Source organism: Methanimicrococcus hacksteinii (assembly GCF_032714515.1).
Classification (GTDB): domain Archaea; phylum Halobacteriota; class Methanosarcinia; order Methanosarcinales; family Methanosarcinaceae; genus Methanimicrococcus; species Methanimicrococcus hacksteinii.
This window is the reverse complement of sequence record NZ_JAWDKC010000021.1, coordinates 60498-81403: the sequence shown is the minus strand read 5'-3', so window position 1 is coordinate 81403 and position 20906 is coordinate 60498. Positions and strand designations below refer to the sequence as shown.

Genomic DNA, 20906 nt, shown 5'->3' with positions numbered 1-20906 from the left:
TAAATCTCGTAACGATGATTTACAATTTTGTTCAATTTGCTGAGCAAATTGAAAGATCCATCTTGTTAAAGATGAAATTTTGAAAATCACCGCCGAAGTTTACCGAAACATCAGGTCACATATCAGTCACGGAAAAAACTCCGGACTTCATTATTAGATGAATGTAAAATTGTTCTCTTAAGACGTTTCAAAGCACGTCAAACGAGAGATTCTCAGAATAGCTTTGAGATATATAAAGATTCTCGTCAAAACTTTTCATTTTGAATTTTACGCCTCAAATCTGAGCGATTTGAGAGGAATCCAAAGAGTGATGTTAAGTATTTAAGGGTTTTGCTTTCACAGGCTTTGTGTTTTGAACATTCTGAAAAAAATAAAATGAGATCGTCTTGCCAAATGCTGTTTTTCAAAAATAAAGAAAATCGCTTAAAGAATCGTTGAATAAGTTATTTGATAGAAAATGAAGAGAAATCAAAAAATAAAGAAAAAAAGAAATCAAAAATAAAGAAAAAAGAAAAAATTAAAAAAGATAGAAAAGTAAAAAGAACTGCGGCGAGATTTCCGCCATTCTTTTTACGTATTAAGAATTCCATTAAAAATTCCATTCAAGCGATGTTCGGCAGCTGACTGAATCCGATTTCAAGTTCAGAATCTGTCGGAACATAATCAACCATAACGCCTTCCAAATAACTTGAATAAGCCTGCATGTCAAAGTAGCCCGTCCCGGTTAAACCGAAAAGAATCATCTTCTCTTCACCCGTCTTTTTACATTCCAAAGCTTCATCAATTGCCGTTCGAATCGCGTGCGCCGACTCGGGCGCGGGAAGAATTGTTTCATGCTTTGCAAACATTACCGCCGCCTCAAACACTTTTGTCTGATGCACGGAAACCGCTTCCATATAACCGTCATGATACAATTTAGAAAGAATCGGTGACATTCCGTGATACCTGAGGCCGCCGGCATGATCGGCGGACGGCATAAACTGACTGCCGAGCGTATACATCCTGGCAAGCGGCGTAATTTTTCCGGTATCGCAGAAATCATAAACATATCTGCCGCGCGTCAAACTCGGGCACGATGCCGGTTCGACCGCGACAAAACGCGTGTCGCTTTTGCCTTTCAGAGAATCCTGCATGTAAGCGCCGATTAAACCGCCGAGATTGGATCCGCCGCCGGCACAGCCGATGACAATGTCAGGATATTCGTCAATCGAATCCAGCGCCGCTTTTGATTCCAGGCCGATGATGCTTTGATGCAAAAGAACTTGATTCAAAACAGAACCGAGAACGTAACGGCAATTCGGCGTGTTTCCCGCCTGCTCAACCGCTTCGGAGATGGCACAGCCGAGGCTGCCGCCCGTGTCGGGATGTTCTTTTAAGATCGCGCGTCCGACTTCCGTCGTATTGCTCGGACTCGGCACAATACCCGCGCCGAACGTTTCAATGACCGCTTTACGATACGGCTTCTGCTCGGCGCTTGCGCGAACCATGTAAACCGTCAAATCCATACCGAAGAAAGCGGCCGCCATTGAAAGCGCAGTCCCCCATTGACCGGCGCCGGTTTCCGTCGTCAGGCTTGTTAATCCCTGCTCTTTCGCGTAATGAACCTGGGCCGCGGCGGAATTTAATTTGTGACTGCCGGAAGTGTTGTTGCCTTCAAATTTGTAATAAATTTTTGCAGGCGTCCCGAGCGCTTTTTCCAAATTGTAAGCGCGAATCACGGGCGACGGGCGAAACATTTTGTAAAATTCCAGAACGGGTTTGGGAATATCAAAATAACGCGTCGTCGTGTCCAATTCCTGGCGGGCGAGCTCGTCACAGAAAACGGATTTTAACTCTTCCAACGTTGCCGGCTGCCCGGTTGCAGGATTCAAAAGCGGATCGTGCTGTTCAGGCATGTCGGCGCGGATGTTGTAGTATTTTTTCGGGATTTGATCTTCTTCTAAATAAATTTTATAAGGGGCGGACATAATAATTTTTCCTGGATTGTGATTTATAATTGTGATTTCGATTTTAGGTTTTTTCAATCGTGATTTTAATTTTTTTGATTCATTTTAAACTTCAAATTTTAACATTTTTTCAAATATGAATTAATGATACCAATGATGTATTTGTGAACTTCATTTTTTAGCTTGATGATTATGAATTGTTATACGACCAACACAATGAACGAATCACCTGGGTTTGGTATGAATATATCCAATAATGAACAAATGTATTCAATTATATATACTTTTGTTCGTTTGAGATAGTTAAAAAAAAGGTTTTGATAATAAAATAAATCAACAATAAATAAAAAATAGCTTAGAGGTGAACAAATGGATAAAAAAGAATATCGAAAAAATATGGATATAAACAAAATCTTTGGCACAATAAATAATATTTCAATACTAATTAATATTAAAGATTTTAAATTTTGGATGGCTCAAAAGCATCAAATTGAATCTACAGATTTTAAAAATGAATATTTTGAAGGATATAAATTTGCAATCGAAACTCTTGTCCGAACTTTAATAGATGGGATAAGATATGAAAAAACATTTGAATTCACACAAAGCGAATTATTTTATAGAGCATGTTATACCGGAGCAAATTTGAATAAGATTCCTGATGATTGTGAAAAAACAAGAGTAATTAAAAAAATATATTCATATTTTGAAAAAATGAATAATGCCACTAACCCCATTGATTTTGAAAAACAATCATTCATATTTAAAAAAATAATTATTGATTCACTTTTAAAGATATACAATGACTCGATACAAACGAATAATGAAACAAAACTTACAAAAGAAGAAACCCTTAATTACTGTTCAATTTGGGTAACTCTAATTTATTTAAATGATGCACGGAAAGGGGAGCCGTTTGGGTACACGATATCACCAACAATTTATTCATCTAATAAAAATAAAAAAACAGATGAGAATATTATTTTAAATGGATATAAATATGCAATTCAATACCTATGGTCAAAACTATTAAAAGATTATTATGAAAAAACAAGCATAAAACAAATTCATTCAGTCAAAAACTGGAAAAATGAATTGTATTTTAATAATAAAAACCAAAAAAATAAAAAGGCGTTTGATGATTATTTTGGCATTATAAATAAAGAAATAATTGAAGAGAATCTAAAAAATAAGATGGAAAGATTGGATGTTTCTGTTTTTTTATGGGCACAGGAACCGGATAAAAGCGCATTAAAAAAATTGATGAATGCTCCACAATGGATTGAATTGACGGAATCAGAGAGAATAGACCAATTACTTTTATGGTACCCAGTTGAAATTATGGAAGGCATTGTTTTCAATGGAAGCAGTACATTTATCCCACAATTAATAGGATTGACGGAAATTAAAAAAGCATATGATGAGAAAGTCCACGTCAGACGATTTATTCATCCAATCAACGATAGAGATTATATTGGAAATGACTACAGTTATGGAATTTTAATTGACGCTTTTAGCAATATTGCAGATTATTCATGTTGGATAATTTTTTATGATTGTTGCGGAGATTATTCTGGATTTGGCGGAAGTGAACATCAAGCAATTGAAGAAATTATAGAAAAATACAATGACAAAATAATAATCCAACAAACAATAATTGAAAAAAATAGATTTTACGAAAATATGTTAAAAAAAGAAGCAATAAGATACAATAATAGCAATGAATTTATAACTTACAGAAAGAAAACGGGAAGAGACATTAGAATTTTAAGAAGGGACTATGAAGAAACTCTGGAAAAATTAAATGCTTCAAAAGGGCTTTTAGTAGAGCTTCTGACATATTACATAGAAACAGAAAATTTAAACCCAGAGAATGAAATCAAATGGTCACACATATTTTTAAAAAATGAACATGATGTGTGGATAGAAAACAAAAATAAAATAAAAATTTGCGAATGTAAAGCTGATGCAGAAACACGAAATATAGATGCAGATTTAAAAAAGATAGAAAATAAGAAATCAATAGTAGAAGAGCAATATAAAAAAGAATGCAATAATGTATTTTGGTATTATAAAGAACCAGAGAATGAAATGACAATGGATAGACTTAACCAATTGCCAATAGAATGTAAATTTGTTCGTTCTGAATTAATCAGGATGGGAAAAAAGAAAGACAAATTAGATGATATTTTTAAAAAATAATCTGAATTCACAATGTTAATATAGCCTGTGTTCAATTTAAACCCCCATCAATCGATAAAATAATAAACAAAATCAATATTCATTTTTTATTTCAATATCAAAAAATTCTATTTTAACGGAGACTTCAGCAATGGATTATTACCTGAAATGCATCGAATGCGGCGCCGACTTTGACAAAACAGAAATCATTTACACCTGCCGAAAATGCGACGGGCTTTTGGATGTCATCTATGATTACGATGAAATCAAAAAGAACATGGATATGGAAAAATTAAAAACCGCGCCGCCATCGGTCTGGAAGTATAAAGACTTGCTTCCGATTGCAATCGAGCCGGTCAGCATCCGAGAAGGCGGAACACCGCTTTACAAATGCGACCGCCTTGCCAAAAAAATCGGTGTTAAGGAACTTTACGTCAAACACGAAGGCATGAATCCGACCGGATCGTTTAAAGACCGCGGCATGACCGTCGGCGTCTCCAAAGCGATCGAACTCGGCATGAAAACAGTCGCCTGCGCATCCACAGGAAACACATCCGCAGCGCTTGCCATTTACGGCGCAAAAGCCGGAATTCCGTCCGTTGTTTTGCTTCCGGCAGGAAAAGTCGCGCTCGGCAAAATCGGACAGGCTTTGATGCACGGTGCCAAAGTCATCATGATTAAAGGAAACTTCGATGATGCGCTCGCACTTGTCCGCGAACTCTGCGAACAGGAACCGATTTATCTCCTCAACTCCGTCAATCCCTACCGCTTGGAAGGACAGAAAACCATTGCTTTTGAAATCGTTGACCAGCTCGGATTCCAAGTGCCCGACCGCGTTGTTCTCCCCGTCGGAAACGCCGGAAACATTACCGCAATCAACAAAGGTTTCAAAGAATTCGTAACGCTCGGAATCACCGACAAACGCCCGAAAATGACAGGCATTCAAACCGAAGGTGCCTGCCCGATCGTCAAAGCTTACCGCGCCGATGCCGACGACATCACGCCTGAAAAGAATCCGGAAACCATCGCAACCGCCATTCGAATCGGTGATCCGGTCAACGCGAGAAAAGCGCTCATCGCCATCAAAGAATCCGGCGGCATGGCCGAATCCGTGACAGACGACGAACTCGTCCAAGCGCAAAAAGACTTGGCGCAGCTTGAAGGCATCGGTGTCGAGCCCGCCAGCGCAACATCCGTTGCCGGTCTTAAAAAGCTGGTTGACGCAGGCCTTATTTCCAAAGACGAAACCGTTGTCTGTGTGACCACCGGCCACCTCCTCAAAGACCCCGAAGAAGTCATCAGCGTCTGCACCGAACCCGTGACCGTTGAAGCAAATCTGGAAGCATTGAGAAAAGCCGTTTTCGAATAAGGATTAAGATTATCGGTTCGAACAGGAAAAATAACAGGAAAACAAGTCGGAAATCCGGTGAAACAAATGCAAGAGGATTATAATATACAAGAGACCGAATCCAAGTGGCAGGAAAAATGGAGAAATGAAAAAACCTTTGAAGCCGATCCCGTACCGGACAAAGAGAAATATTTCATTACGATTCCGTTCCCGTACTTAAACGGCAACCTGCACGCCGGCCACACCCGCACATTTACGATCGGAGACGTCATTGCTCGCTACAAACGCATGCAGGGATACAACGTCCTATATCCGATGAGCTTTCACGTGACAGGGACACCGATTGTCGGCCTCGCGGACTTAATTCGCGAAAAAGATCCGACAACGATGAAAGTTTACACCGAACTTCACGGCATTCCGAAAGATATTCTGCCGACACTGGATGAGCCCGAGAAAATTGTCGATTATTTCAAAGTCGAAGCCGAAAACGCGATGAACATTATCGGCTACTCTATCGACTGGCGCCGGAAATTCACAACCATGGATCCGGCGTTCCAAAAATTTATCGAATGGCAGTATGAAAATCTCTACGATAAAGGACTCATCGTCAAAGGATCCCACCCCGTCAAATGGTGCCCCCATGACAACAATCCCGTCGAAGACCACGACATTCTGCGCGGTGAAGAAGCAACGCTTGTCGAATACACGCTGATTAAATTCAGACACAAAGACACAATTTTCCCCTGCGCGACACTGCGCCCGGAAACGGTTTACGGCGTGACCAATCTTTGGCTCAACCCCGAAGTCGAATACGTCAAATTGAAAATGGAAAAAGACGAGCTTGAAGAATACTGGGTCGTCAGTAAAGTTGCGTACGAAAAACTGCTTTACACCGACTGGAATGTTGAATTGATCGAAGAACTCAATGCCAACGACCTCATCGGCTTAAAACTCAAAAACCCGGCAACCGACAACATTATTCAGATTCTGCCCGCGCCGTTCGTCCGCGCAAATAACGGAAGCGGCGTTGTCATGAGTGTTCCGGCACACGCGCCTTATGATTATCTCGCGCTCAAAGACTTGGCAGCACAAGATTTGACAACCTACGGCATCACTGCCGATGACATTCAAAACATCAAGCCGATTCAGGTTATTGATGTCCCCGATTACGGCGAAGCGCCGGCCGCGGAAGTCGTTGCCGAACTCGGCGTCACCGACCAAAAAGACCCGAAAGCTGAAGAAGCGACAAAAATCGTCTATCGCCGGGAATTCCACGGCGGAACGCTCAAAGACATCACCGGCAAATACAAAGGCATGCCGGTTTCCAAAATCAAGGACCGCCTGACGCAGGATTTCATTGCGCAAGGCATCGGAAGCGTTTTCTACGAATTCAGCGAGCCCGTTCAATGCCGCTGCGGAACGATGTGCGTCGTCAACATGGTCAAAGGACAATGGTTCCTCAACTATTCCAATCCCGAATGGAAAGATAAAGTTTACAAATGCCTCAGCATGATGGAAGTGATTCCGCCCGAATTCCGCGTGGAATTTGAAAACAAAATCGACTGGCTCAAAGACAAAGCCTGCGCCCGAACCAAAGGACTCGGCACGAAATTGCCGTGCGACCCGCGCTGGCTGATTGAATCCCTTGGCGATTCCACCATTTACATGTCTTATTATACCATTGCCAATTACATCAACGACGGCACAATCACACCCGAGATGATGACGCGCCCGTTCCTGGACTACCTGTTTTTGGACATCGGATCCGTTAAAGACGCGGCCGACGCAAGCGGCCTGGACGCGGCATTAATTGATAAGATGAAATCGGAATTCAACTACTGGTATCCGGTTGACATCCGCTCCTCCGGAAAAGATTTGGTTCCGAACCACCTGCTTTTCTTCCTGTTCCACCACGTCGCGCTGTTTGACGAATCCAAATGGCCGAAAGCATTGGCGGTAAACGGCTTTGTTTCGCTTGAAGGACAGAAAATGAGCAAATCCAAAGGCCCGATTCTGACATTAAAAGAAGCGGTGGACACATACGGCGCGGATGTGACGCGCATGTACATCCTCTCCGCTGCCGAACAAGCGCAGGACGCTGACTGGCGCCGCGAAGGCATTGAGTCGGCCGGAACGCAGATGACGCGCTTTTACACATTCGCAAGACAAGTGATTGAAAGCGGCTGCAAAGTCCCCGAAAACGGCGAAAAGCCGCACATTGACCGCTGGGTTGAAAGCCGCATTCAGCAATACATCCGCGAAGTGAACGAGGCGCTGAATACGATTCATACGAGACACGCGATTCAAAACGCGTTCTTTTTGATTTACAACGATATCAAATGGTATCACAAAAGAGGCGGCGAACAGTGTTTGACCGAAGTCGTTGAAACTTGGACCAAATTGATGGCGCCGTTTACGCCGCACATTTGCGAAGAAGTTTGGAGCGCGCTCGGACACACCGAATCCATTGCATTCGCGCCGTATCCGGAAGAAAACCCGGAATTGGTTGACGAAGCCGCCGAAGTTGCCGAAAACATCATCATCAAAACGCTTGAAGATGTTGAAGAAATCATTCGCGTGGCAAAGATTGAGCCGAAAAAAGTCTACCTTTACACAACACATGAATGGCGCGTCATGATTTTAAGAAAAGCCGCTGAAATCGTTCAGGCTTCCGAAGAATTTGTGCCGGCCGAATCCATCACCGAAAAGATTCGCGACGACAAAGAAATTGTCGCGGCAAGCGCCGAGACGATGAGCAAATATGTCGAAGGCGACACCAAAGACCGCGCGGAAGAACTTGTTCAAGCAGTGAAAGCGCAGAACAATTTGGATATGAAACAGCTCATGCAAAAAAGCATGGAAGAGCCGACCATCCGCTCCCGCGGCAAAGAAGCTCAGAAATATATCCAAAAAGTTGCCGGCGACATTCGCGGCTCGTCCATTGATGTTGTTTTGAGATATTTGAACGCGGAATTGGATGAAAAAGAAGTGCTGGAAGGCGCCAAACAATTCTTTGAAAAAGAACTCGGCTGCGCTGTTGAAATCTTTGATGCCGAAGAAATTGACGCCGGAAACGCTTATGACCCGGAAAAGAAATCCAGATTCGCAGAACCGGGAAGACCGGCAATTTACATCGAATAAAATTATTTTTTGTGCCGCTTGCGCCGTCGCGCGCAGGCAGCATCTGTTTTTTTGATTGCTTCATCCCGTAGCCGCGGCGCCGCGCGCGGACCGCACAAATTTTCAAAAAAGTAAAGAAAAACGAAAAATCGTTTTTGTTTAAAATTAAAAATGAAAAATTATTTTTGCGCCAATTCCGCCAACTTCTGATACTGCCATTCCCGCTCTTTTGAAACGGCATCAGCGCCTTCGGCGAAAGAAACAGCTTTCAATGCGTAAGTTGCGGCGTGCTGTGCGTGTCCGGCGGCGTGCGCCGCGGCAACCGCCTGGCCGGCAGCGCGGGCGGCGGCACAAGCAGCGCCTTGCATGCCTTCGCCTTCCGAGAGCGGCTTCTGATAATCCGTTTGGCTGAACTCTGTTTCAACAACGTCGCGGGCCGCATTGTGCGCGGCAACAGATGCTTTTTGGGCGTCAAGAACGGTTGACGCATCGCCGATCCAAGACCGGCCGGCGGCAATCGCGTCATTCGGGCGCGAATCTTCCGGAAATAAATCGTTGAAATAGGAAATAACATGCTCGGCACAGTCCAGCGCCCAAGCGGTTTTCGTTTTGTGATCTTGCTCGTTGAGTAATTGTTCCATCGGATGCATTTTGACACCTCATATCATAAAAAATCAAAATATAAATGAAAAATAAAAAATAAAGAAGAATCAGAAATTCAGCAAACTTTTGTTCGCGGTTTTTGAAACCAGTTCGGAAACATCGATTTCATCTTTCAGCAGTGCCGTTAAGAAATTGACGGCGCGCATCAGGAAGTCGGGATCCAGTTTGTCGGTATGAATTTCAAACGCGGGAGAGTTTTTCGGAATTTGCGGGAGTTCGTCGTAATATTTCTTGAAATCTTTGGATTTAAAAACGAGCGCAAGGTCTCCCGAAACCGTAAAATATCTGGAAAGCTGAGCCGAGTCGATGCCCGCCGCGTTTAATTCGGATTCAAAGCACGGGCGGTCGAAAAGCGTCATAAAAATATAAACGGCCGTCTCAATTCGAACCGGAGCGGACGTCATTTTGGACAGCTTGTCGCCGACCAAACCGTAAATATCGGAACCGGCTTCTTTTTGGGGTTTTAAAAAACCGACGGGATTTTTGTCGTCCGTTTTCAGCGTGTAAATTTTAGACGGAGACAAATCAAATTCGTTGAGGCAGTCCAGATCTTTTAAAGCGCGGAGATAACCGGTCACAATGAGCCGGTGTTCATTGAAATTCCGGGCTTTCAACTCACGCGTAATGCCGCTGATTGAAAGCTGGCGGTTGTCTTTTAACAAATCATAAATTTCTGCCGAGAGATCCGAATGTTCCTGCATATGCACACCAAAATCAATAAAGATGAATCCGGACGAATCAATAAAATGAATCCGGGCGAATCAATAAAGATGAAATTCAAATAACATGATTGATAATGAATTAAAAATTGATTTCAAACAAATCGAATTTTGACGATAAATTAAGAAATCAGAGTCAGCTCAATAAAAGATGCACAATTTATTTTGATTTAATTCTTTACTCGTTGATAAATTTAAAATACTTTGCACACCTATTTGTCATCCTGTCTTTTTTAAATCATCAGATTTAATGAAACAACACAATAAATGAATATAACTTTTACCATGTTCGGATACAAATCGCTTGTCTGTGTTTCGGAGGCAGAACAGGCGCCGGACAGGAATGACAGAAAATCAGAATGATCTGAAATAATCTGAAACAAAAACGGATTCAACAATCATTAAAATGCTGCCGGCAAACGGCAGAAGAATGAGGCTTTGAAAATGGGAGAAAGAACACGAATTATAAACGATCCTTCATACCTGGTTCCTCTTTTGAGAACTTTCGGTTCGAGGACGCACAAAAAAGTCTTTGATTTGCTTTTGTCCAACTGGATGACCCAGGAAGAATTAGATGAAGTCATTGAGGGAGAATCACTGAGCAGTTTAATCAACCTCAAAAAAGCGGGGCTTTTGGAAAGCAAATGGAGAGTTCCCGAGCCCGGAAAAGCGCCGGTCAAAGAATATCACACTTCTTACTCAAATGTTCAGGTGAACTTCCAAAGCTCTTTTGAAGATTTAAGCGACATCATCATGCTGGCTTTTAAGCCGTACGAAGAAGTCAAAGACACAATCGAAAGCCTTGAGCGGATGGTTGCTGAAGGAAACAATTCCATGAGCAAACTGACCCGCGAGCTGAACATGAATACCAGCCATATCTGCGCCATCGCCCGCCGTTCCGACAGATTATCTGTTATGGGACAGCGTCTTAAGTTAGTTGAAAAAGACGAGGAGATATAACCGTGAACGCAAAAATCCTTCAAAGCAAAAGCGAGATGACGAAATTTCAGGTTCTGACGGAAATCGCGGCGCACCAGCCGAATGTCCGCCAGAAGGAAATTGCAGCCAAAATCGGAATTACGCCGCAGGCGGTTTCGGAATACATAAAGGAATTGACGGCGGAAGGATTGATTCATTCTGACGGCCGTGTCCGCTATAAGATTACCAAAGATGGTGTCGAATGGGTTTTGGACAACGCCTCGGAATTGAAACGTTATTCGCAGCTGGTCATGGAAGACATCATCAGCCATGTTTCGACATGGACCGCCATTTGCGATGAAGCGATTACAAAGGAAGATAAGGTTTATATCGAAATGCGCAAAGGCCTTTTGTATGCAAACCGTTCCAGAGACACGGGCATTTACGGCACGGCCATCATGGCCGGCGAGAAAGGATATGATATCGGCGTCACGGATTTGAAAGGATATATGCACATTGAAACGGAATCCATCACAATCTGCAAAATCCCGAGAATTAAACGCGGCGGATCTTCTTTCACGAATTTGGACCGCTTAAGACCGATCGTTGAATCCAAGCCTTACATCGGCGCGGTCGGAACGGAAGCGTTAATGGCGCTCAAAAGAGTGGGAATCACGCCCGACGTCATGTTCGGCGCAACCGAATCCGTCATTCAGGCGGCGTACCACGGGCTTTCATCTGCCGTCGTGATTGTTGAAGACGAAGTGTCTTTCTTTATGGCGCGCTTGGAAAGCGAAAGCATCCCGTACGAAATTATGGATCTCAGCAAAACCGGAAAGTAATTTTTCGGTTTTGAATTTTTCTTTTTTCGTATTTTTCATTCAATTCTTATTTTGTTTTTTCATTTTTCCGTTCTTCTTTTTTCGTATCGCCTGTGCCGCCGCGCGCGAGCCGTTCAGTTTTTTCAGCGCATTCAAAAACCGGCTAGTTTTTAAAAAAATATTTCAAACTCAACAAGATATTTAAGGCTTCAAATCACTCTTTCATATATTATTGATTAAACAAAACGTGATTGGCAATGAAAATTTTAGTAATCTCTGACACACATCTTCCTGAATTTGACTCAAAGGAAGCCGACGGATTGGACAGATCTGACATCGATCGTTTTTCATTTTTCCCCGAAGTTCTTCGGCAAAAATTGCATGAGGCCGACAGAATTGTTCATGCCGGCGATTTTGAGTCGGACGACGCGTATAATGTGTTTCAGAAAACGGGAAAATTAAAAGCGGTTTACGGCAACCGCGACACGGAAAAGATTCGAAGTCTGCTGCCCGAAAAGCTGGTTTTTGAAGAAAGCGGCATAAAATTCGGCGTGATTCACGAAGCCGGCCGTTCTTTGAATGACAACACGGCCCGCTGGTACATTTTAAAAGAAATGGATGTCGATGTTTTGATTTACGGTCACATTCATACGCCTTCCATTGACGAATATGACAAAAAGTTCCTGATCTGCCCGGGATCGCCGACAAAAGCCCGAATGTCCGAACCGGCCGTTGCCGAGATTACGATTGATGAAAAAGAAAAGAAAATCACGGAAATTCAAATCATTCCGGTTGCAAAAGCGGCTTGCGGTTATTTGAAATTTGAAGAAGCTCTGATTGAAAAAAACGAAAAGAAATAATCCGTATGAAACAAGCGCGTGAAAAAGGAAAAAATATGGCAGAGAAAAAAACCGAATTAAATCCGGCCGAAGCGAAACAGGCCGAAACGGGGCAGATTGGAGCAGGACAGACTGAACCGGGACAAGCCGAAACGAAACAGGCCGAAACAAAACAGTCCGGAAAACCGGACGGTGCCGTCATCGTTTTTTCGGGCGGCCAGGACAGCACAACCTGTTTGTTTTGGGCGGAAAAAACATACGGAATCGAAAACATTTTGGCCGTTTCATTTTATTACGGGCAGAAACATGAGAAAGAGTTGGAGGCGGCCGAAAAAATAACGTCCAAATACGGGTTTTCGCATATGAATTTGTCTTTGGATTTTTTAAAATCAATTTCGGTGTGCGCGCTGACGGAAGATGAAATTGAAATGGACAAGGAGATTCCGGAAGGAGAAGACTATCCGAACACGTTTGTTCCCGGGAGAAATTTATTCTTTTTGTCAGTCGCCGGCGTGATTGCAAGAAACAACGGATGGCATAATGTCATAACAGGCGTTTCGCAATCGGATTTCAGCGGATATCCGGACTGCCGTGAAGAGTTTATCCGATCCGCCGAAGAAGCAATCACGCTTGCAACGGATTATAAAATTCAGATTCATACGCCGCTGATGAACAAGACAAAAGCGGAAACATGGAAAATGGCGGAAGATCTCGATATTCTGGAAATCATTGCCGATGAGACGGTCACCTGCTACAACGGAACACAGGGAAGCGGCTGCGGCGAATGCCCGGCCTGTACGCTGCGCCGCAAAGGATGGGAAGAATATCAAAGCGGACAGTACTAAAACAGTACTAAAGATGATATCGGACACTGAAATAAACAAAAAACAAACAAAATTAAAATTAAAATCAAAAAAAGAGAGGGCATTTCAAATGAAATCGGATGAAAAAATAACCGCATCGCCGGAGACGTCGGGCGAGCATATTCGGGACGAGGATGTTTTTGTTGTTCTCGGCGGCGCCGAAGACGGGTTTCAGCTGGTGTCGGCCGATGATAAAATTGAGAGGTCCGATTATTTTGACGAATATTTAGTCGGCCCCGAATTAGAAGAACTCGGGAAAGCAGCGCCGTTCGGATTAATTGTTCAGATGAAAATAAAAGATGAAACCGCTTTGAAAATTCAAAAGAGCGGGGCGGTTTTGAAAGAAGACTTGGAAGCGGTTGTCGAAAAGAAGCTGGGCGACATTTTCAATTTGATTTCGGGTGTTTCTCATGAGCATACGCGCGACCGGATTGAAATTAAAATCAGCATCGACGCCGTCAAAGAAGGCATCACGTTTGAAAAGATAGAAGCGTTTGTCAGTGAAATGATTTTGGAAGAATTTCCGTTTATTGAAGCTGTTTTGATCCGCATTTACACGGACAAAGAAGCCGTTTCGGCCGGCCTTGAAATTGCGCGGCAGAAATATATGCGCCGAGACGAGCGTTCGCTTTGCGTTCATGACGAAGATGCTGAAAGATTCTACGGCTGCAAAATCTGCCAGATCAGCAGTCCCGCTCACATTTGCGTGATCACGCCGGACCGGCCTTCTGTTTGCGGAACGATTAACTGGTTTGAAGCGGGCGCAGCAGCGGCGGCAAATCCGGACGGACCTGTGTTTGAAATTGAAAAAGGCGACGTTTTGGATGAAAGCGGCGGGGAATATTCGGGCGTGAACAATGCCGTTCTTGCCGGCAGCGGCGGTGAAAACGACCGGTTTTTATTGTATTCGCTTGTGGAGAATCCGCATACGACGGGATCTGTTTTTGATATTATCGCATTTTACATTCCGGAAGCAAACGGAGTCGGATTAATTGACCGGCAGACGAAAACGCCGAGCGTCAACTGTTTGACGTTTGAAGAAATGGCGATTTTTACGGGATACGGGCAGCAGATTTCCGGATTTTCCGGTGTCGGCGAAACATATCTTTTCTCGGACAAGTTCATGCAAAAAGAAGGCGGCTGGGACAATGTTGTTTGGATGTCTCAGTCTTTGAAAGATAAATTGATTCAAAAAATTCAAGCCGAAAAAGAGACGGGAAAAGAAACGGAAGAAAAAGCAGAAGAAAAAACGGAAAAATATTCGAAGCTGCTTGAAAAGATTCAAAAGATTCCGACGGAAAAGGATGCCGAAAATCTAAAAGCTTTGGATGACTTTTGGAAAAAGCAACGAATCTGAAAGGGATGGCTTTTGGAAAAGGCAGCGGAATTTAAAAGCCTCGAATAACTTTTGGAAGGAATGGACGGGATTTAAAAGCCCGGGATGGCTTTTGAAAAAGGCAACGGAATTAAAAGTCTTGAATAACTTTTGGAAGGAATGACGGATTTTAAAAGCGCCGGACGATTTTTGGAAACGGCGCCGATATGAATGATTAAATAGGATTCTGACATTGAAGTACCCGATTATGACGCGCAAAATGAAATATTCCGATTTGGAAAAGCTGTTTCTGCTTCTCCAAAAAGAAGGCAGATCCGATGATTTGCCGTTTTCAGATTTATCGGGCGCAAAAGGAGACGAGGGAGAACTCCTGGCCCGCATTTCTCAAATCTCGGCGCTGCTCGGATGTCAAACCGACAGCGAGCTGGAAGATTTGCTGAGCAGCGCGTATCCGGTTTCGGACACGCTTGCCGCCGCGAAATTTAATGTGTCCGGCTTTGACCGGTTTAGCCGGCCGATTCAGGAAGTTATCCTCGGGGCCGGGAAAGGCGACGGCGGCAGCCGAAAGAAAACGCTGACGCTCGGCGGAGAAAAGACGATGCCTTACTTTTTTGACGCGGCGATGCCGAACATCAACCGCGTGACGATGGATGTTTTTGACATGCCGGTCGGGCTTGCCAAATCTGTTCGCTCCAATTACGAAGATGTCTTGGACGATCCGGCCGCGTGGGCCAAAAAGGCGGTCAATGAGTTCGGCGCGGACATGATTACGATTCATTTGATTTCAACCGACCCGGCAATCAAAGACACGCCGGCAAAGGAAGCGGCCAAAACGGTTGAAGAGATTTTGCAGGCGGTTGACGTTCCGATTGTCATCGGCGGCAGCGGCAATCCGCAGAAAGACCCGGAAGTGCTGGAAAAGGCGGCGGAGGCGGCGGAAGGCGAACGCGCGCTGATTGCGTCGGCCAACCTGAACATGGATTACAAACGCATCGGAGAGGCGGCTAAAAAATACGGCCATGTGATTTTGTCCTGGACGCAGATGGACATTAACGCGCAGAAAGAGCTCAACCGGAAACTGTTCCGCCAGTGCGGCGTTTTGCCGGACAGTCTGATCATGGATCCGACGACGGCGGCGCTCGGCTACGGTCTGGATTACGCTTATTCCAATATGGAGCGCATCCGAATGGCGGGTCTTTCGGGTGACGCCGAACTGGCTTACCCGCTGTCATCCGGCACGACAAACGCGTGGGGCGCCCGCGAGGCTTGGATGATTTCTTCCCCGCAGGAAGCGGACACCGATTGGGGCGACCGCGAATACCGCGGGCCGATTTGGGAAATTATTACGGGAATGACACTTTCACTTGCCGGAAATGATTTGTTTATGATGATGCACCCCAAAGCCGTTCAGTTTTTGAAAGAATTCACGGGCATTTTGGGAAACTCGGCGAACATTGAAAACGACGCTGAAACAAATGCCGAAGTCAACGGCGAAATCAATGACGATTGGATGACGGAGGTTTACTGATGTCAAAACAAGTCAGTCCGCTGGACATTTATCCGCTTTTGCCGGATGACTGCGAATCGCTTTTCGGCACGTCCAAGATGGCGGTTGCAACGCAGCTGGCCGGACGGAAAATGAAAGTTCGGGATGTCAAAGAGATTTATGAGAAGCTGCCGCCGGAATTTGCCGAAAAATACGAAAAGCTGGCCGGCCTTTTGAGCCCCGCGATTCGTGAAATTGAAATCGGCGCGGGAGAGAGAAAAGTCATTATCGGCGGCGATGATGTGATGTTCCGCCATACGCTTTCATTTTACAATAAACCGCCGATTGCGGTTGATGTTTGGGACACGATGAGTGAAGAAGAGCTGAGCGAAAGAATCAACCGGATTCAGGATTTCCGCAAATTCTATGTCGGGGAATTTTTGTATTTGGATATGATTGCCGTCCGCTCGACGTCGGGGGACCCGGAAACGTTCGGCGGATGCGTTGAAAAAATTATTTCATATTCGGATTTACCGCTGATTTTGTGCACGAAAAATCCGGAAATCATGCGCGCGGGACTTTCGGCATCGGACGGAAAGAATCCGCTGATGTATGCGTGCGACGTTTCAAACAGAACGGAAATGACGAAGCTTGCGCTTGAATTTGATGTGCCTGTTGTCGTATCGGCCGGCGGGAATTTGGATGAATTGAAAGCGCTTTCGGCAACGCTTCAAAAGGACGGGGTTTCAAAAATCGTTTTGGACCCGGGCGCCGCGTCTTTCGGGCCCGCGTTTAAGAAAACGTTTCAAAACTTCGTCAAGCTTCGAAAAGCAGGTCTTGACGGCGACAAAAATTTGGCGTTTCCGCTGATTGCGCTGCCGATTGCGGCAAGAAAAAGCGGGGCTGTTTCGGCAGGACAGGATGCGTCGGCAAAATCAGATGCGTCAGCAAAATCAGGTGCGTCGGCAGGGCAGGATGTGCCGGTCGGAGCGGCATCTCTGAAAAAGGAAACGCTGCCGCCTGAAATTGTTGAAGATTATCATGAAACGATTGCAGCATCTGCTTTGACGGTCCGTTATGCGGACATTATGATTATTCACGGCATGGGAAGTCATGAACTGCTTCCGCTTTTGCATGTGACGGATATGATTTACACGGATCCGAGGACGCCGTCGTCGGTTGAGCCGAAGCTTTACACGCTCGGAAATCCGGATTCGACGTCGCCGGTTTTGTTTACGACGAATTTCGCGCTGACGTATTACACGGTGGAGAGCGATTTGGAATCTGCCGGCTTTAACGGTTATGTTTTGGCGGTCAACACGGGCGGGCTCGGTGTTGAGGCGGCTGTTGCGGGCGGACAGCTGACGGCGGAAGTTGTGAAAAAGGATTTTGAAGAGGCGCAGTTTAATTTTGAAGACCGGACGAGTCATCAGACACTCATTTTGCCGGGACTTGCGGCGCGGCTTCAGAGCGGCATTGAAAAGTCCATGAATATTTCGGCAATGGTCGGCCCGATGGATTCGGGAAGACTGGCCAAATGGTTTGAAGAAAATTGGCCGCCGAAGGATGAATAAAATTATTAAAACAGAATCGGGCAAAAGAACAAATTGAGCGGAATAAACAAGCGAATTGAAAAAACATGACACAAAAAAAGAATCAAACCGAAACGAAATCTGCGTCTGCTTCGGCGGCGGCAATCTGTCCGGAATGCGGTAAGGAGACGGACAAGACGGTCAGAAATGTCTGCCCCGAGTGTTACGGTAAAAGATTGAATTTATTTGATCTGCCGGAAGTGCTTCACGCGCGCATTTGTCAGCGCTGCGGCGCCCACTACCATAAAAGCAAATGGGATGACATGGGAACGCCGGAAGAAGTGGCGATGCTGACGGCGGAAGAGCATTTATCGATTCCCGATGATATTGAAAACGTGACTGTCGGAATGCACCCGCATGCGCGTTCGCCTTACATTTTTGATGTTCTGGTCGACGTGGAAGGCGATGTGGAAGGCGTGACGTATTACAAAGACGGGAAGACGGAAGTTCGGATTAAGCGGGAGGCGTGCGAAATGTGCAGCCGCCGCGCGGGCGGATATTTTGAAGGGATTATTCAAATCCGCGCCAACAACCGGACGCCGACAAAGGAAGAAGTGACGGAATGTCTGAAGCTTGTGGAAGAATCGATGCTTGCGCAGCTGAAGCGCGGGGACAAGCTGGCGTTTGTGACGGACACGATGACGTTTAAGGACGGGGCTGATGTGTATATCGGATCGGCAAAAGCGGGACGCCATGTCTGCAAACATATTGTGGATGTGATGGGCGGAACGGTTGCGGAATCTTATACGCTGGCGGGCATGAAGGACGGAAAAGACATTTACCGGACGACTTTTGCGATGAAGCTGCCTGAATTTAAGAAGGGCGATGTCGTTTATTTTGAGGACAAAGTGATTGAAATCAAAAACTGCGGCAAGCGTGTGACGGGCATCAATTTGATGAATTCGTCCAACTTTTTCATTGACGGGGAACATTTCAAAAATGCGAAACTGCTCGGAAATACGGCGGATGCGAAGGAAACCGTTTTGGTTTCGATTGAAGAGCACGGCATTCAGATTTTGGATCCGGAAACGTTTGAAACGGTGACGATTCAAAAGCCGATGGGCTTTAACGCACTCCCGGGAAGCGAAATTAAAGTGTTTAAAACCGAATACGGAATTTTTGCGCTTTGATGAGCAATTATTTGGAAAAGCAAAGATATAAAAGCTAAAACAGCACAAATTATCCAAAATTATTTCATACATTCAGTTGATTTCATGTTTATTCGATTCATGGTCAATTTGATCCATGGTCATTTGATTTCATGTTCGTTTGATTCATGATATCATTTAATCCATGGTCAATTTGATCCATGGTCATTTGATCCATGTTCATTTGATTATTCTTATTTCATGAGATACGATTTTAACAAAAACGAACGCGGAAAACGAAATCCGCGAGGATTTATAAATCAGAAACGAGGTTAACGATTTGATTAATTTAGACGATCCCCTGATTCACGGTTATCTGCTTCGCCTCATCGGCGAGGACGGCATTAAATTGATTCGCGACATGCCGGAAGGCGAAGTGACGGACGAAGAGATTTGCAACACGCTCAATCCGCTTCGAACGGTTTCAAAGGCGGCAGACGACAGAGTCAAAAAATTAAATATTGAGATTAAGGCGGCCAAAGAAAAGGGCGAAGAGACGAAGAAGCTCGAAAAAGACTTAAAAGACGCCGAGAAGGAAGCCGCGGCGGCAAAGGAAAATGCCGCGGATGAAAAAGAAATTACGTTAAACACGGTCCGTAAAATTTTGTTCATTCTTTATGAGAACAAATTCACGATCTGCCACCGTGAGAGAGATGCCAACAGCGGCTGGCTGACATTCCGCTGGATGATTAATATGGACGGCATTTATCACCAGATTGAGCGTGAGAAGAAGAAGCTGTACAGAAACCTGGTCAAGCGCAAGGAATACGAAGACAATAACATATTCTACGTTTGCCCGCAGAACTGTCTGCGGCTTGTCTTTGACGAAGCGACGGAAACGGAATTCCTCTGCCCGCTTTGCGGCGAAGATTTGGTTTTCCAGGACAATGAACCGTTTAAAGAGCTCTTGGACCAAAGAATCGAAGAGTTTGAAGAAGCCGTCTGAGGCTTCTTGATTTTTTATCTTAGAATTAACGTTTAATTTAATATCTGCCCGCCGCGCGCGGACGGCATCAATTTTTAAAAAATGAAAAAACACGGGATTCGTGTTGGGAACGCGTCATGATTTCAAGAGGGGAAGCGATTCAGATTCTCAGAGAGGAAGGATGTGATGAAAAAGTCATTCAGCATTGTATGACTGTTGCGGATGTCGCGGTTGAAATCGCGAAAAAAAATATTGAAGCGGGAAAAGATGTGGATGTCGATCTTGTCGAGATCGGCGCTTTGCTTCATGATTTGGGACGCGCGGAAACGCACGGCATGAACCACGGTCTTGTCGGCGCGAAGCTTGCAAAAAAGCATAATATCCCGAAACAGGTGTTGGAAATTATCAAAAAACACATCGGTGCAGGTATAACGCCCGAAGAAGCAAAATATTTTGGATTCCCCGATGATGATTACATTCCGAGGACTTTGGAAGAAAAAATCGTTGCCCATGCCGACAACATGGTGAAAGGAACCAAAATCATCACGCTTGAGAAGCGGGAAAAAATATTGGATGAAAACGGCGCCGACGATGAATTGAAGGAAAGAATTCAGAATTTGGCTTATGAAGTGGAGCCGGACAAATACGGACCGGAAAAGAAAACGAAGAAAGCATAAACCGGAACAGAAACAAAACCGGAACAGAAACAAAACCGGAACAGAAACAGGACCGGAACAGAAACAAAACCGGAAACATCATTTTTTTAACTTTTCAAACCCGAACCCCCTCTTCCCGAAAATAAAGAATGAAAAAACGGGGTTCGTTTTTATTTAACTTTTAAAGAAAAACATGTTTCGATTTGTAAAATATTATAGAAAAACCGAAACAACCACCTCCAATCCGAATTTTGTGAGCGCAGCGAGCAAAATGAGGATTGGAGATTCGTCCCAATGATCTCAATTAAAATTAAAACCGTCTTTTGTCAATTGATTGGTGCTGCT

17 protein-coding genes and 1 pseudogene are annotated in these 20906 nt (G+C 44.5%); 14 read left to right on the top strand and 4 right to left on the bottom strand.

Annotated elements, in window-relative coordinates; translation table 11 throughout:
- Window positions 1-602: 602 nt before the first annotated feature.
- Window positions 603-1967, bottom strand: coding sequence for a TrpB-like pyridoxal phosphate-dependent enzyme (locus MmiAt1_RS06860; RefSeq protein WP_318786146.1), 1365 nt, complete (start codon window positions 1965-1967; stop codon window positions 603-605).
- 348 nt (window positions 1968-2315) lie between these two features.
- Between MmiAt1_RS06860 and MmiAt1_RS06855 the strand changes: the two genes are divergently transcribed.
- The 3 genes from MmiAt1_RS06855 (at window position 2316) to leuS (ending at window position 8616) form a co-directional block, all read left to right on the top strand.
- Window positions 2316-4148 carry a hypothetical protein gene (locus MmiAt1_RS06855; RefSeq protein ID WP_318786145.1) on the top strand — a complete coding sequence of 611 codons (1833 nt, stop codon included), beginning with the start codon at window positions 2316-2318 and terminating at the stop codon, window positions 4146-4148.
- A 130-nt stretch (window positions 4149-4278) separates the two neighbouring features.
- Entirely contained in the window at window positions 4279-5496 is a 1218-nt protein-coding gene (gene thrC / locus MmiAt1_RS06850) for a threonine synthase (RefSeq protein ID WP_318786144.1), read from the top strand.
- A 66-nt stretch (window positions 5497-5562) separates the two neighbouring features.
- Complete coding sequence (gene leuS / locus MmiAt1_RS06845; protein ID WP_318786143.1) at window positions 5563-8616, top strand: leucine--tRNA ligase; 3054 nt, start codon at window positions 5563-5565, stop codon at window positions 8614-8616.
- A 158-nt stretch (window positions 8617-8774) separates the two neighbouring features.
- Here the strand turns inward: leuS and MmiAt1_RS06840 are convergent, their stop codons facing one another.
- Window positions 8775-9245, bottom strand: coding sequence for a putative immunity protein (locus MmiAt1_RS06840; protein ID WP_318786142.1), 471 nt, complete (start codon window positions 9243-9245; stop codon window positions 8775-8777).
- Between the two features lie 60 nt (window positions 9246-9305).
- Window positions 9306-9959, bottom strand: a complete 654-nt coding sequence (locus tag MmiAt1_RS06835) for a hypothetical protein (RefSeq protein ID WP_318786141.1) — start codon at window positions 9957-9959, stop codon at window positions 9306-9308.
- Window positions 9960-10421: 462 nt separating this feature from the next.
- Here MmiAt1_RS06835 and MmiAt1_RS06830 point away from each other — a divergent pair, with 462 nt between their 5' ends.
- The 5 genes from MmiAt1_RS06830 (at window position 10422) to MmiAt1_RS06810 (ending at window position 14775) form a co-directional block, all read left to right on the top strand.
- A complete protein-coding gene (locus MmiAt1_RS06830) occupies window positions 10422-10937 on the top strand; it encodes an ArsR family transcriptional regulator (protein ID WP_318786140.1) in 516 nt (171 codons plus the stop codon).
- A gap of 35 nt (window positions 10938-10972) precedes the next feature.
- The gene (locus tag MmiAt1_RS06825; RefSeq protein ID WP_420891294.1) at window positions 10973-11737 is read left to right on the top strand and encodes a DUF7839 domain-containing protein; all 765 of its coding nucleotides are present in this window, start codon (window positions 10973-10975) and stop codon (window positions 11735-11737) included.
- A 236-nt stretch (window positions 11738-11973) separates the two neighbouring features.
- On the top strand, window positions 11974-12576 hold the full coding sequence (locus tag MmiAt1_RS06820) for a metallophosphoesterase (protein WP_318786138.1): 603 nt from the start codon (window positions 11974-11976) through the stop codon (window positions 12574-12576).
- Between the two features lie 35 nt (window positions 12577-12611).
- A complete protein-coding gene (gene queC / locus MmiAt1_RS06815; protein ID WP_318786137.1) occupies window positions 12612-13400 on the top strand; it encodes a 7-cyano-7-deazaguanine synthase QueC in 789 nt (262 codons plus the stop codon).
- 88 nt (window positions 13401-13488) lie between these two features.
- Window positions 13489-14775: an acetyl-CoA decarbonylase/synthase complex subunit beta gene (locus MmiAt1_RS06810; protein ID WP_318786136.1), complete on the top strand. Its 1287-nt coding sequence runs from the start codon at window positions 13489-13491 to the stop codon at window positions 14773-14775.
- 71 nt (window positions 14776-14846) lie between these two features.
- Here the strand turns inward: MmiAt1_RS06810 and MmiAt1_RS06805 are convergent, their stop codons facing one another.
- Window positions 14847-14987, bottom strand: coding sequence for a hypothetical protein (locus tag MmiAt1_RS06805; protein ID WP_318786135.1), 141 nt, complete (start codon window positions 14985-14987; stop codon window positions 14847-14849).
- 14 nt (window positions 14988-15001) lie between these two features.
- Here MmiAt1_RS06805 and cdhD point away from each other — a divergent pair, with 14 nt between their 5' ends.
- From cdhD to MmiAt1_RS06775, 6 genes and pseudogenes are all read left to right on the top strand, one after another.
- Window positions 15002-16282 (top strand): CO dehydrogenase/acetyl-CoA synthase subunit delta, encoded by a 1281-nt coding sequence (cdhD, locus tag MmiAt1_RS06800; protein ID WP_318786148.1) that lies wholly within the window; start codon window positions 15002-15004, stop codon window positions 16280-16282.
- Window positions 16282-17814: an acetyl-CoA decarbonylase/synthase complex subunit gamma gene (gene acsC, locus MmiAt1_RS06795; RefSeq protein WP_318786134.1), complete on the top strand. Its 1533-nt coding sequence runs from the start codon at window positions 16282-16284 to the stop codon at window positions 17812-17814. Before cdhD ends, acsC begins: the two co-directional genes overlap by 1 nt.
- 65 nt (window positions 17815-17879) lie before the next feature.
- Window positions 17880-18962: a 60S ribosomal export protein NMD3 gene (locus MmiAt1_RS06790; RefSeq protein WP_318786133.1), complete on the top strand. Its 1083-nt coding sequence runs from the start codon at window positions 17880-17882 to the stop codon at window positions 18960-18962.
- A gap of 298 nt (window positions 18963-19260) precedes the next feature.
- A pseudogene (locus MmiAt1_RS06785) lies at window positions 19261-19374 on the top strand (transcription factor); the annotation flags it as partial.
- A gap of 66 nt (window positions 19375-19440) precedes the next feature.
- Complete coding sequence (locus MmiAt1_RS06780; protein WP_420891293.1) at window positions 19441-19926, top strand: transcription factor; 486 nt, start codon at window positions 19441-19443, stop codon at window positions 19924-19926.
- 116 nt (window positions 19927-20042) lie between these two features.
- Window positions 20043-20582: an HDIG domain-containing metalloprotein gene (locus MmiAt1_RS06775; RefSeq protein ID WP_318786132.1), complete on the top strand. Its 540-nt coding sequence runs from the start codon at window positions 20043-20045 to the stop codon at window positions 20580-20582.
- Window positions 20583-20906: the final 324 nt, after the last annotated feature.

Coding starts and splice junctions, on each gene's coding strand:
- MmiAt1_RS06805 (WP_318786135.1), bottom strand. CDS start 14,987: ATGTCAGAATCCTATTTAATCATTCATATCGGCGCCGTTTCCAAAAAT.
- leuS (WP_318786143.1), top strand. CDS start 5,563: ATGCAAGAGGATTATAATATACAAGAGACCGAATCCAAGTGGCAGGAA.
- MmiAt1_RS06840 (WP_318786142.1), bottom strand. CDS start 9,245: ATGCATCCGATGGAACAATTACTCAACGAGCAAGATCACAAAACGAAA.
- thrC (WP_318786144.1), top strand. CDS start 4,279: ATGGATTATTACCTGAAATGCATCGAATGCGGCGCCGACTTTGACAAA.
- queC (WP_318786137.1), top strand. CDS start 12,612: ATGGCAGAGAAAAAAACCGAATTAAATCCGGCCGAAGCGAAACAGGCC.
- MmiAt1_RS06835 (WP_318786141.1), bottom strand. CDS start 9,959: ATGCAGGAACATTCGGATCTCTCGGCAGAAATTTATGATTTGTTAAAA.
- acsC (WP_318786134.1), top strand. CDS start 16,282: ATGTCAAAACAAGTCAGTCCGCTGGACATTTATCCGCTTTTGCCGGAT.
- MmiAt1_RS06790 (WP_318786133.1), top strand. CDS start 17,880: ATGACACAAAAAAAGAATCAAACCGAAACGAAATCTGCGTCTGCTTCG.
- MmiAt1_RS06820 (WP_318786138.1), top strand. CDS start 11,974: ATGAAAATTTTAGTAATCTCTGACACACATCTTCCTGAATTTGACTCA.
- MmiAt1_RS06830 (WP_318786140.1), top strand. CDS start 10,422: ATGGGAGAAAGAACACGAATTATAAACGATCCTTCATACCTGGTTCCT.
- MmiAt1_RS06825 (WP_420891294.1), top strand. CDS start 10,973: ATGACGAAATTTCAGGTTCTGACGGAAATCGCGGCGCACCAGCCGAAT.
- MmiAt1_RS06775 (WP_318786132.1), top strand. CDS start 20,043: ATGATTTCAAGAGGGGAAGCGATTCAGATTCTCAGAGAGGAAGGATGT.
- MmiAt1_RS06810 (WP_318786136.1), top strand. CDS start 13,489: ATGAAATCGGATGAAAAAATAACCGCATCGCCGGAGACGTCGGGCGAG.
- cdhD (WP_318786148.1), top strand. CDS start 15,002: ATGACGCGCAAAATGAAATATTCCGATTTGGAAAAGCTGTTTCTGCTT.
- MmiAt1_RS06860 (WP_318786146.1), bottom strand. CDS start 1,967: ATGTCCGCCCCTTATAAAATTTATTTAGAAGAAGATCAAATCCCGAAA.
- MmiAt1_RS06855 (WP_318786145.1), top strand. CDS start 2,316: ATGGATAAAAAAGAATATCGAAAAAATATGGATATAAACAAAATCTTT.